The 11,861-nt window shown below is 73.5% G+C and carries 13 protein-coding genes; 10 read left to right on the plus strand and 3 right to left on the minus strand.

The features are described 5' to 3' along the window. Positions 1–2: 2 nt before the first annotated feature. The gene (locus DC008_RS19465; protein ID WP_108708069.1) at positions 3–1,106 is read right to left on the minus strand and encodes a DUF5937 family protein; all 1,104 of its coding nucleotides are present in this window, start codon (positions 1,104–1,106) and stop codon (positions 3–5) included. An 86-nt stretch (positions 1,107–1,192) separates the two neighbouring features. Further along, the gene (locus DC008_RS19470) at positions 1,193–2,389 is read right to left on the minus strand and encodes a threonine aldolase family protein (RefSeq protein ID WP_108708070.1); all 1,197 of its coding nucleotides are present in this window, start codon (positions 2,387–2,389) and stop codon (positions 1,193–1,195) included. A gap of 203 nt (positions 2,390–2,592) precedes the next feature. On the opposite strand from DC008_RS19470, the gene DC008_RS19475 reads away from it, so the two are divergent. From DC008_RS19475 to DC008_RS19520, 10 genes are all read left to right on the plus strand, one after another. Next, a complete protein-coding gene (locus DC008_RS19475; RefSeq protein ID WP_108708071.1) occupies positions 2,593–3,522 on the plus strand; it encodes a Rossmann-like and DUF2520 domain-containing protein in 930 nt (309 codons plus the stop codon). Further along, positions 3,519–4,511: a pantoate--beta-alanine ligase gene (gene panC, locus DC008_RS19480; protein WP_108708072.1), complete on the plus strand. Its 993-nt coding sequence runs from the start codon at positions 3,519–3,521 to the stop codon at positions 4,509–4,511. Before DC008_RS19475 ends, panC begins: the two co-directional genes overlap by 4 nt. Then, a complete protein-coding gene (locus DC008_RS19485; protein WP_108708073.1) occupies positions 4,508–6,217 on the plus strand; it encodes an L-aspartate oxidase in 1,710 nt (569 codons plus the stop codon). Before panC ends, DC008_RS19485 begins: the two co-directional genes overlap by 4 nt. A gap of 5 nt (positions 6,218–6,222) precedes the next feature. Continuing rightward, entirely contained in the window at positions 6,223–7,194 is a 972-nt protein-coding gene (gene nadC / locus DC008_RS19490; RefSeq protein WP_108708074.1) for a carboxylating nicotinate-nucleotide diphosphorylase, read from the plus strand. Positions 7,195–7,202: 8 nt separating this feature from the next. Continuing rightward, entirely contained in the window at positions 7,203–8,000 is a 798-nt protein-coding gene (locus DC008_RS19495; protein WP_108708075.1) for a type III pantothenate kinase, read from the plus strand. 170 nt (positions 8,001–8,170) lie between these two features. After that, positions 8,171–8,839, plus strand: coding sequence for a hypothetical protein (locus tag DC008_RS19500; RefSeq protein ID WP_108708076.1), 669 nt, complete (start codon positions 8,171–8,173; stop codon positions 8,837–8,839). A gap of 46 nt (positions 8,840–8,885) precedes the next feature. Beyond that, positions 8,886–9,065, plus strand: a complete 180-nt coding sequence (locus tag DC008_RS19505; protein WP_108708077.1) for a hypothetical protein — start codon at positions 8,886–8,888, stop codon at positions 9,063–9,065. 182 nt (positions 9,066–9,247) lie between these two features. Next, positions 9,248–9,727 (plus strand): BlaI/MecI/CopY family transcriptional regulator, encoded by a 480-nt coding sequence (locus tag DC008_RS19510; protein ID WP_244221499.1) that lies wholly within the window; start codon positions 9,248–9,250, stop codon positions 9,725–9,727. 9 nt (positions 9,728–9,736) lie between these two features. Beyond that, on the plus strand, positions 9,737–10,300 hold the full coding sequence (locus tag DC008_RS19515; protein WP_055624685.1) for an amino-acid N-acetyltransferase: 564 nt from the start codon (positions 9,737–9,739) through the stop codon (positions 10,298–10,300). Between the two features lie 233 nt (positions 10,301–10,533). Further along, positions 10,534–10,872: a histone-like nucleoid-structuring protein Lsr2 gene (locus tag DC008_RS19520; RefSeq protein WP_086872689.1), complete on the plus strand. Its 339-nt coding sequence runs from the start codon at positions 10,534–10,536 to the stop codon at positions 10,870–10,872. Between the two features lies 1 nt (position 10,873). Here the strand turns inward: DC008_RS19520 and DC008_RS19525 are convergent, their stop codons facing one another. Continuing rightward, positions 10,874–11,539, minus strand: coding sequence for an SCO3374 family protein (locus DC008_RS19525; protein WP_108708079.1), 666 nt, complete (start codon positions 11,537–11,539; stop codon positions 10,874–10,876). Positions 11,540–11,861: the final 322 nt, after the last annotated feature.

Here is an 11,861-nt window from a genome sequence, read left to right on the forward strand (position 1 = left end):
CCTCATCGCAGCAGCGCTTCGAGGAAGTCGCTGCCGAGCCGGGCCACCGAGGTCACGTCCAGCTGGTAGAGGACGTACCGGCCCCGGCGGCGGGTGGTGATCAGGCCCGCCTTCTTGAGGACGCTCAGGTGCCGGGATATCTCCGGGGCCGACATGCCGTGGATCTGCACCAGCTCGCTCGTGGTGTACGTGCTGCGGGCGAGGTTGCGGCACAGCTGCATGCGCACCGGGTGGGACAGGGCGGTCATGCGCAGGGTCAGCTGCCCGACCGACGGCGGGGACGCGATCTCCGGGGAGCCGACCGTGTAGTGCAGGACCGGCTGCCAGCCGTAGCGGTGCAGCACCGTCAGATGCGGCCAGCCCAGGCTCGTCGGCACCAGCAGCAGACTGCCGTCCCGGATCAGGCTGTGGCCCTGGCGGAGCTTGTCGATGGTGATGCGTCCGGCGGCCTCGTCGAGCGTCACCGCCGCGGAGATCGAGGTCAGCGCCTCGGCGAGCCCCTTGTGCCGCAGGAGGTCGGTCCGGTGGCGGGCGTCCGCGGTCAGCTGGTGGCGCAGCCGGGCCCAGATGTCGGCGAAGAACGCCTCGTCGCAGTCCTCCAGGAACTGCCGCAGCCAGGCCCGGATCAGCGCCGGATCGTCGAGCAGCCGTCCGGTGAACCGCAACTGCTGCGGCCCGCGCGCGGCGGCCAGCTCCAGGGAGCGGCGGCGCAGCTCGGGGTCGGCGAGCACGCTCCGGCTCGGCGTGCCGTACGGCAGGGCGCAGGTGAACTCCAGGGCGGCGTCCACGAACTGCTCGTCGGACAGCTTGTCCAGCAGATCCAGCTCCTCGGCGAGCGTCTCGCCGGGCAGGGCTCCGCCGGGGACGCCCGCGTAGGGCAGGAACAGGTCCGAGAACGTCGTCCGCCACAGGAAGTCGGCCTCGCTCATGCGGTCGGCCAGGTGCGGGTCCAGCCGGGCCGTCACACCGGTCACCCAGCCCTGGAGGCCCGGGTGGTGCCCCGGCTCCGACAGCGCGTGCAGCGCCATGCCGAGCTCGGCGAGGGGGGAGGGCACGACGGCGACCCTCTCCGGCCGCAGCCCCGCGATGTCGATGCTCACGCTCATGCCCACATGGTGCACCCCACCACCGACAACGCGACCGCCGATTGACGCCGGCCGTCAATCGACGCACCCGAGATCCGGCTGCCGCATCACCGGCCCGTCTCCTCCCGCAGCCGGGTCACGAAGCCCGCGACGGCCTCCCGTACGTCGGCGGCGGACCAGTCGAGGCCCGCGGCCTCGACGCAGACCTCGGTGAAGGACAGGCCGGGGCCCGCGGTCTGCCAGGAGTGGGTGAACAGGAGCGTCCCGGTCTCCTCGGCCTGCCGGACCGCCGCCTCCCCGAGCACCTCGGCGTCATACGGCAGCCACACCTGGAACTGGTGGGTGTGCGGCGGCTCGGGGTGGACCCGCGTCCACGGCAGGCCGGCCGCGGCCAGCCCCTCGCGCAGCGCGGCGGCCACCACGCGCGCGTGGGCGACGTACTCGGGCAGCCGGGGCAGCCGGGTCTCCAGGCCCACCAGCGCCGACAGCACGGTGGGGAACTGCTGGAAGACCTGGCCGCCGTAGCGGTGCCGCCAGACCTTCGCCTCCTCGACCAGGGTCCTCGGGCCGGCCAGGGCCGCGCCTCCGAAGGCGTCGAGCGACTTGTAGAACGACACGTAGACGCTGTCCGCCAGGCCCGCGATCTCGGGCAGCGGGCGGCCGAGCGCGACCGTGGACTCCCAAAGCCGGGCCCCGTCGAAGTGCACCACGGCGTCCCGCTCGCGTGCCGCCTCCACGACCTCGGTCAGCTCCTCCCAGGTGGGCAGCACGAATCCGGGCTCCCGCAGGGGCAGTTCGAGCATGAGCGTCCCGAAGGGCTCCGCGAGGTCGCGCACCTCGGCGGCCGTCGGCATCCGGGGCTCGGACGTCACCCGCACCGGGCGGAGCCCGCTGACCTGGCCGAGGGCATGGCGTTCGTGCACCTCGGGGTGGCTCAGCGCGTGCAGGGCGACCGCCGGGTTCCCGGTGCGGCCCGCCCAGCAGCGCAGGGCGATCTGCTGGGCCATCGTGCCGGTCGGGAAGAACGCGGCGGCCTCCATGCCGAGCAGCCCGGCGACCTTCTCCTCCAGGGCCTCGACGACGCGGTTGCCGTAGACGTCCGACGGCTCGTCCAGGTCGTAGACGTCCTGCGCCTCGTCCAGCAGGGCCAGGCGTTCGCGGAGGGTCTTCTGGAAGCCCTGGCGCGCGAGCACGCGCTTCGCGGTGCGCTGGGCGGTGATCCGCCGCTCGCGCAGCGGCCCCCGCCGCTCCTCGTCCGACGTGCCGCCCTGCTGCTGCCCGCTGTGCGGCGCCGTGTCGCTCATCCGGGGATGATCCCGTACGGCGGTGCGCGCGGGCATCCGGTTTACGCGGCACCGGCCGCCCCGGCGCCCGGCGGCCGGGGCGGCCGGGCCGTGCGATGGCCCACAGCCTGTGGACGACCGGATCCCTGCCGAACCAATCGCGTTAACATGACGAGAAATCGTCCGGTACCCCGAGCGGACTGGAACGGGAAGGCCACCGTCGAGTGAGTACAAGCCAACAGCCGGATCCCAGGGACCGCCCCGCGCGGCTCACCGTCGGTGTCGTGGGCGCCGGCCGGGTGGGCCCCGCGCTCGCCGCGTCCCTCCAACTGGCCGGACACCGCCCGGTCGCCGTCTCGGGCGTCTCCGACGCCTCCCGGCGCCGCGCCGAGCACCTGCTGCCCGGGGTGCCGCTCATGCCGCCCGCCGAGGTCCTGGCCCACGCCGAGCTGGTGCTGCTGACGGTCCCCGACGACGCGCTCCCCGGCCTGGTCGAGGGGCTCGCAGAGACCGGCGCGGTCCGCCCGGGACAGCTGCTGGTGCACACCTCCGGGCGGTACGGCGCCCGGGTCCTGGACCCCGCCCTGCGCGCGGGCGCGCTGCCGCTGGCCCTGCACCCGGCGATGACCTTCACCGGCACCCCCGTCGACGTCCAGCGCCTGGCCGGCTGCTCCTTCGGCGTCACCGCCCCGGACGAGCTGCGGCTGGCCGCCGAGGCCCTGGTCATCGAGATGGGCGGCGAGCCCGAGTGGATCGCTGAGGAGCGCCGCCCGCTCTACCACGCGGCCCTCGCGCTCGGCGCGAACCACCTGGTCACCCTGGTCGCCCAGTCCATGGAGCTGCTGCGCGAGGCGGGCGTGGCCGCCCCCGACCGGATGCTGGGCCCGCTGCTCGGCGCCGCCCTGGACAACGCGCTGCGCTCCGGCGACGCCGCCCTGACCGGCCCCGTCGCGCGCGGGGACGCGGGCACCGTCGCCGCGCACGTCACCGAGCTGCGCCGGCACGCCCCGCAGACCGTCGCCGGCTATCTGGCGATGGCCCGCGCCACCGCCGACCGCGCGCTGGCCCACGGGCTGCTGAAGCCGGAGCTCGCCGAGGACCTCCTCGACGTGCTCGCGACCGGTCCCGACGGCGCCGAGGGAGAGGCCCGATGACCACCACCCTGCTGCGCACCGCCGCCGAGCTGCACGCGCGCGTGCGCACGGGCCGCCGTGCCGTCGTGATGACGATGGGCGCCCTGCACGAGGGCCACGCCACCCTGATCCGCACCGCCCGCCGGATCGCCGGACCGGACGGCGAGGTCGTCGTCACCGTCTTCGTGAACCCCCTGCAGTTCGGCGCGGGCGAGGACCTCGACCGCTACCCGCGCACCCTGGACGCCGACCTCGAGGTCGCCGGACGGGCGGGCGCGGACGTCGTGTTCGCCCCGGCCGTCGACGAGGTCTACCCGGGCGGCGAGCCCCAGGTCCGGATCACCGCGGGCCCCATGGGCGAGCGGCTGGAGGGCGCCTCCCGCCCCGGCCACTTCGACGGCATGCTCACCGTCGTCGCCAAGCTGCTCCACCTGACCCGCCCCGACGTGGCCCTGTACGGCCAGAAGGACGCCCAGCAGCTGGCGCTGATCCGCCGTATGGTCCGCGATCTGAACTTCGACGCGGAGATCGTCGGCGTCTCCACCGTGCGCGAGGAGGACGGCCTCGCGCTGTCCAGCCGCAACCGCTACCTCTCGCCCAAGGAGCGGCGCACCGCGCTCGCCCTGTCGCAGGCCCTGTTCGCCGGCGCCGACCGGCACGCGGCCCAGGAGGCGCTGCGCGCGCGGGCCCGCGAGGTGCCCGCCACGCGTGCGCGTGCCGAGGCGCTCAGCGCCATCGGTGAGTCCCGCGCCGCGGCCGACGCGCACGCCGTCGCCAAGGCCGCGCCCGGTTCCGCCGCCGCCGTCCGCGCCGCCGCCCGCCTGGTCCTGGACGAGGCCGCCCGGCTCACCCCGCCGCTCGAACTGGACTACCTCGCCCTCGTCGACCCCGACGACTTCACCGAGATCGGGGACGACTTCACCGGCGAGGCCGTCCTCGCCGTCGCCGCCCGGGTCGGCGCGACCCGGCTGATCGACAACATCACCCTCACCTTCGGAGCCGCCTCGTGACCAGCACAGGCATACGACTGCACGCCCCCGCGCCCGGATGGTCCATCGCAGCGGACGTCGTGGTCGTCGGCTCCGGCGTCGCCGGCCTGACGGCCGCCCTGCGCTGCGAGGCGGCCGGCCTCGACACCGTCGTCGTCACCAAGGCACGCCTGGACGACGGCTCCACCCGCTGGGCCCAGGGCGGAGTCGCCGCGGCCCTCGGCGAGGGCGACACCCCCGAGCAGCATCTGGACGACACCCTGGTGGCCGGCGCCGGGCTGTGCGACGAGGAGGCGGTACGGATCCTCGTCACCGAGGGCCCCGACGCCGTACGCCGGCTGATCGAGACCGGCGCCCACTTCGACGAGTCCTCCGAGGGCGGGCTGGAGCTGACCCGCGAGGGCGGCCACCACCGCCGCCGCATCGCCCACGCGGGCGGTGACGCGACCGGCGCGGAGATCTCCCGCGCCCTGGTCGAGGCGGTCCGCGCGCGGGGTCTGCGCACCGTGGAGAACGCGCTGGTGCTCGACCTCCTCACGGACGCCGAGGGCCGCACCGCGGGCGTCACCCTGCACGTCATGGGGGAGGGGCAGCACGACGGCGTGGGCGCGGTGCACGCGCCCGCCGTGGTCCTGGCCACCGGCGGCATGGGCCAGGTCTTCTCCGCGACGACGAACCCGTCCGTGTCGACCGGCGACGGCGTGGCCCTCGCCCTGCGCGCGGGCGCCGAGGTCAGCGACCTGGAGTTCGTGCAGTTCCACCCGACCGTGCTGTTCCTGGGCGCCGACGCGGAGGGCCAGCAGCCGCTGGTCTCCGAGGCGGTCCGCGGCGAGGGCGCCCACCTGGTCGACGCCGACGGCGTGCGGTTCATGGTCGGACAGCACGAGCTGGCCGAGCTCGCGCCCCGGGACATCGTCGCCAAGGGCATCACCCGGCGGATGCAGGAGCAGGACGCCGGGCACATGTTCCTCGACGCCCGGCACTTCGGCGCCGAGATGTGGGAGAACCGCTTCCCGACGATCCTGGCCGCCTGCCGCGCGAACGGCATCGACCCCGTCACCACGCCCATCCCGGTCGCCCCGGCCGCCCACTACGCCTCCGGCGGCGTACGCACCGACTCCCGGGGCCGGACGACGGTCCCCGGCCTGTACGCGTGCGGCGAGGTGGCCTGCACCGGTGTGCACGGCGCCAACCGGCTCGCGTCGAACTCGCTCCTCGAAGGGCTCGTCTACGCCGAGCGCATCGCCGCCGACATCGCCGAGGTCCGGGCCGCGGACGGCCTCACCGCGCGCGTGCCGCAGCCCGTGCCGTACCCGGAGACCCCCGAGCACCCGCTGCTCGCCCCCGAGGCCCGGTTCGCGATCCAGCGGATCATGACCATGGGCGCCGGCGTCCTGCGCTCCGACGCCTCCCTGACCGAGGCGGCCGAGCAGATCCAGCGGCTGCACGCCGAGGCCCGCGACGCCCTCCTGGAGAACGGCAAGACCGCCGAGCCCGGCGTCGACACCTGGGAGGCCACGAACCTCCTGTGCGTGGCCCGCGCCCTCGTGGCCGCCGCCCGGATGCGCGAGGAGACCCGGGGCTGCCACTGGCGCGAGGACCGGCCCGACCGCGACGACACGGCCTGGCGGCGCCACATCGTCGTACGCCTGAACCCGGACCGCACACTGGCCGTGCACACCACCGACACCGCAGACCTCCCCCCGACCCGGCCCCAGGAGCAGTGACAGCAGTGACCACCCCCGACCTTCCCCTCGCCTCGAACGGCGGCTGCGGCGACGACTGTGCCTGCGGTGCCGGCGAGGAGTACCTGGAGTGCGGGCTCGACCCCGCGCTCGCCCAGCTCCTCGCCGACGCGGGTCTCGACCCCGTCGAGGTGGAGGACATCGCCAACGTGGCGATCCAGGAGGACCTCGCCGGCGGCGTGGACGTGACCACGGTCGCGACCATCCCCGAGGAGGCCGTCGCCACCGCCGACTTCGTCGCGCGCGAGGACGGCGTCGTGGCCGGTCTCCGGGTCGCCGAAGCGGTCCTGTCGATCGTCTGCGAGGACGAGTTCGAGGTCGAGCGGCATGTCGAGGACGGCGACCGGATCACGGCGGGGCAGAAGCTGCTGTCCGTGACCACCCGCACCCGCGACCTGCTCACCGGCGAGCGCAGCGCGCTGAACATCCTGTGCCGTCTGTCGGGCATCGCGACGGCCACGCGCGCGTGGGCGGACGCCTTGGACGGCACCCGCGCGAAGGTGCGCGACACCCGCAAGACGACGCCGGGCCTGCGGGCGCTGGAGAAGTACGCCGTGCGCTGCGGCGGCGGCGTCAACCACCGGATGTCCCTGTCGGACGCGGCCCTCGTCAAGGACAACCACGTCGTCGCGGCGGGCGGTGTGGCGCAGGCCTTCAAGGCGGTCCGCGAGACCTTCCCGGACGTGCCGATCGAGGTCGAGGTCGACACGCTGCACCAGCTCCGCGAGGTCGTGGACGCCGGCGCCGACCTGATCCTGCTGGACAACTTCACACCGGGCGAGTGCGAGGAGGCCGTGGCGATCGTCGACGGCCGCGCCGCCCTGGAGGCGTCCGGTCGGCTGACCCTGGACAACGCCGAGGCGTACGCGGACACCGGCGTGGACTACCTCGCGGTCGGCGCCCTCACCCACTCCTCGCCGATCCTGGACATCGGTCTCGACCTGCGAGCGGCGGAGTAGGTACCGGCATGCTGCTCACGATCGACGTAGGCAACACCCACACCGTCCTCGGCCTGTTCGACGGCGAGGACATCGTCGAGCACTGGCGCATCTCCACGGACGCGCGCCGCACCGCCGACGAGCTGGCGGTCCTCCTGCAGGGCCTCATGGGCATGCACCCGCTCCTCGGGGACGAACTGGGCGACGGGATCGACGGCATCGCCATCTGCGCGACCGTCCCGTCGGTCCTGCACGAGCTGCGCGAGGTGACCCGCCGCTACTACGGCGACGTCCCCGCCGTCCTCGTCGAGCCGGGCGTGAAGACGGGCGTGCCGATCCAGTTCGACAACCCCAAGGAGGTCGGCGCCGACCGCATCATCAACGCGGTCGCGGCGAACGAGCTGTACGGCGGCCCGGCGATCGTCGTCGACTTCGGCACGGCGACCACCTTCGACGCGGTCTCCGCGCGCGGGGAGTACGTCGGCGGCGTGATCGCGCCCGGCATCGAGATCTCCGTGGAGGCCCTCGGCGTCAAGGCCGCGCAGCTGCGGAAGATCGAGGTGGCCCGGCCCCGGACCGTGATCGGCAAGAACACCGTCGCGGCCATGCAGTCGGGCATCGTCTACGGCTTCGCGGGCCAGGTCGACGGGGTCGTCACCCGCATGGCTCGCGAGCTCGCGGACGACCCGGAGGACGTGACGGTGATCGCCACGGGCGGCCTGGCGCCGACGGTGCTCGGCGAGAGCACCGTCATCGACGAGCACGAGCCGTGGCTGACCCTGATCGGGCTCCGCCTGGTCTACGAACGCAACGTCGCCCGGAGCTGACCCGACCCCGCCACCAGGGCCGGTATCGCCGTATCGGCCCTGGTGAGCCCGCTGTCCCGGCGCACCTCCAGCCGGGTGTCTCCCCGGCGACACCCATTCCCCTATGCCGGGTTTGTCCGATTAGCGCGTATCGTCGCGGCATGCCCACGCCCTACGGATCCCTCGGCGGCATGGCCTTCGGCGCGGAGGAGCTGCGTGTGCTCCGCCGCGCCCTCGCCCTCGCCCTTGACCCCAGCCCCGCCTCGGCCGAAGACGTCCAGGACTGTCTCCATCTCGCCGAGTCGCTCGACGAGGCGATCCACGAGGGCGCCCGGCGGCGCGCCTTCCTGGTGGCCGACCTCGCCCGCTACCGCGCCGCCCTGCCCGGCAGTGCGACGGGCTACCTCGCCCTCCTCCAGGAGGCCCTGGACGCCGGGCACCGGCCGACCGCCGACGACCTCGCCGCCCTCGGGGCGCTGCGGGGCAACCGGGCCGCGGCCGCCCTGCTGGCCCGCTTCCGCCCCCAGGCGGTGACGGACCTGGTTGCCCCTCACGGGCGCCCCACCCCCGCCCGGGCCGCCGAGTCCAGGCCGTTCGTCCCGGCGTCCCGTACGCGCCTCCAGGCCCTTCCCGGGGGCCTCCAGGCCGCGCCCGTGACCCTGCCCGCCCAGGCCGCGGGTGACGAGCCCGCGAAACCGGCCCGCAAGCCGCCCGCCGAGAAGCCGGCCGCCCCGTCGCCGGAGCGCGAACCCGACGCCCCCAAGCCCGGCCGCCCCATCCCCACCCCGGGCGAGGTCTTCCCCCGCCGCAAGCCGGCCCCGCCGCCCGCCGGCCCGCCCCAGCAGCTGGCCGCCGGCTGAGCGCCCCTGTGCGAAGATCGCCCCGCCCCCTGGCTACCCTGGACCCATGGACTACGTCTCCGCACTGCTCCCGCCGGTCGTGATGGCCGTGTTCTTCATCGGACTGATCCGGGTGATCGTGAAGACGCAGGGCGGGGCGAACAAGACCAAGGAGGACGCGGCCGTGGACGCCGCCCTCGCGCGCGCCGAGAGCTCCCGCGGCACCTCCGCGCAGCCCGACGCCTGACTCTCCCGCCTCACAGGGCGTACGACTCCGGTTCCCCGCACGCATGCCGTGCGCTTTCCGGGGCGTACGCCCTTTTTGTTCCTGTTTGCCGATGAAGGTGCACGTCGGGGCGCCAACGATCAGTTTCCCCACTATTGTTCTGAGTTGTGCCTCGCCCCTTGGGAGAACTCGAAGACGCGGTCATGACGCGGGTGTGGAAGTGGAACCGCCCGGTGACCGTTCGAGAAGTCCTGGAAGATCTCCAGAAGGAACGGTCCATCGCGTACACGACCGTGATGACCGTTATGGACAATCTCCATCAGAAGGGCTGGGTCCGGCGGGAAGCGGAAGGCCGGGCCTATCGATATGAGGCGGTCTCCACACGCGCCGCCTACGCCGCAGCCCTGATGAACGAGGCCTGGTCGCAGAGCGACAACCCCGCCGCCGCACTCGTCGCGTTCTTCGGCATGATGAGCGACGAACAGCGCACCGCCCTGCGGGACGCCGTACGCATCGTCCAGGGTCCGGAAACGGCCGAGCCGGCGCCGGCGCCCGATACCCGCGACGTTACCGGCGGCGATAGCGGCGCGGCCCATTCGCCCGGTGCCGATACCGGCTCCGATACCGCCGGCGATACCGCCCCGGAGAACCCCGGCTCGGCGCAGGGGTCCGGCGGGCGATAGCGTCCGCTCATGTCAGCAGAGAGCCACTCCGGGGGAAGCGCCTCGGCGGGGAGCCCGGAAGTCACCGCAAAAGCCATCACCGTCCGGCGGGCGCGAACCGGCGATGTCCCGGCGGTGCGCCGTCTCCTTGACGCCTACGTCCAGCGCCGCATCCTGCTCGACAAAGCCACGGTCACGCTTTACGAGGACATCCAGGAGTTCTGGGTCGCGGAACGGGACGACAACGGCGAGGTCGTCGGCTGCGGCGCCCTGCACGTGATGTGGGAAGACCTGGCGGAAGTCCGCACCCTGGCCGTGAAGCCGGGTCTGCGCGGCGCCGGGGTCGGTCACCAGTTGCTGGAGAAGTTGCTGCACACCGCGCGCTGGCTGGGTGTTCGCCGGGTTTTCTGTCTGACCTTCGAAGTGGACTTCTTCGGCAAGCACGGCTTCGTCGAGATCGGGGAGACGCCGGTCGACACGGATGTCTACGCCGAGCTGCTGCGTTCCTATGACGAAGGCGTCGCGGAGTTCCTGGGTCTCGAACGAGTGAAACCGAACACCTTGGGCAACAGCCGGATGCTTCTGCATCTGTGATCGCCGGTTCGACAAGCCGTATTCCACCCGACCGGGCATGCCCAGGTGCCCTATGTCCGAAACGCGCATGTTTCCGCGGCGGGAGCGGGAGCCGGGTCTCTCCCGGGGGTTTGTGTTTTTCCGGCAAAAGCGGTTTGCTTTCCGACGTACTGCAGTACTGCATATAACAGGGGACGGCGAAACGGCGGACGCCGCGACCCCCGGTCCTCACGTTATCGATGAAAGGAAATCCGGTGGCACAGAAGGTTCAGGTCCTTCTTGTCGATGACCTCGACGGCGGCGAGGCGGACGAGACCGTGACGTTCGCGCTGGACGGCAAGACGTACGAGATCGATCTCACGACTGCCAATGCGGACAAGCTCCGTGGTCTTCTCGAGCCTTACGTGAAGGGCGGCCGTCGTACCGGAGGCCGTGCTTCGGGTGGGCGTGGAAAGGCGCGTGCCGCTTCCGGCAGCGGCAGCCAGGACACCGCGCAGATCCGTGCGTGGGCGAAGGAGAACGGTTACGAGGTCAACGACCGCGGTCGCGTTCCCGCGAGCATCCGCGAGGCCTACGAGAAGGCCAACGGCTGAGTCACGGACCGACGGCCGGCCGGGCGCACCCGCGCCGCAACCGCAGCCGGTGGCAGTGTGTCGCCACCGTGCCCAGCACCCGCACCAGATCGGGGGCGCCCCCACCGCCCCCCAGGGCCGACAGCGTCGGCAGCGAGGCCTCGACCTCGCCCCCAGGCTCGGGGGGTCGCAGCCATACGGCGGCCCCCTGCACGGCACCGGAGCGGCCCCGAGGCAGCGGCCGCGTCCCGCCCGGCTCCGGCGCGGACCCGGTGAGCCCCTGCCCGGGCGGCAGGGGCGCCTCCATGTGGGCGCCCGCGCCCAGCGCCGCCAGATCGAGCGGCAGCGTGCCCCACTCCAGCCAGTCCAGCACCCCCGGCACTTCCTGCGCGCTCCCCGGCGCCACCAGCAGCCGCAGCCGGCCGTCCCGGGCAGCCACCGGGGACCCGGGCGCGAGATGGCGCAGCGCGGCCAGGCCCGCCTCGGCCGGCACGTCCAGCACGTCGAACCGCACCCCGAGCCGCAGGCACGGCGCGGGGCCGGGCGGGGTGAGCAGGGCCGCCCAGTCGAGGGCCGTGCCGTACCACCGGCGGACCGGCGCGTGCGGATCGGGCGGCCGACGGGGCGGGGGGATCACGGCGGGGTCCGCGACGGGCTCCGCGGCGACCACGGGACGGGGGCCGACCATGTCCGGTGAACCGCCGAAGGACCTGAGCGGTTACGGGACGTGCCGCCTTGACTGCGGAGCGTCGCGCTTCGGGGGCGCCCGGAGGCGTGAGGCGGCGCAAGGTTGTTCGCCCGTAGCGGAGGGAACCGGGGGCTACGGCATGGAGTGTCAGTCCCAGCGGGTAAGACATCCCTAGTGGGAGGGGGCGACACGCAGGACAGTGGGTCTCACGTTCGCCATCGGCGTACTGATGGTGAGGGTAACCACCTGGCCTGCGGGAACATCGTCTCGCACCATCGGGTTGGAGCAGATGTCGGCGTCACGGGTCAGGAGGCCATCGACG

Source organism: Streptomyces nigra (assembly GCF_003074055.1).
GTDB lineage: Bacteria > Actinomycetota > Actinomycetes > Streptomycetales > Streptomycetaceae > Streptomyces > Streptomyces nigra.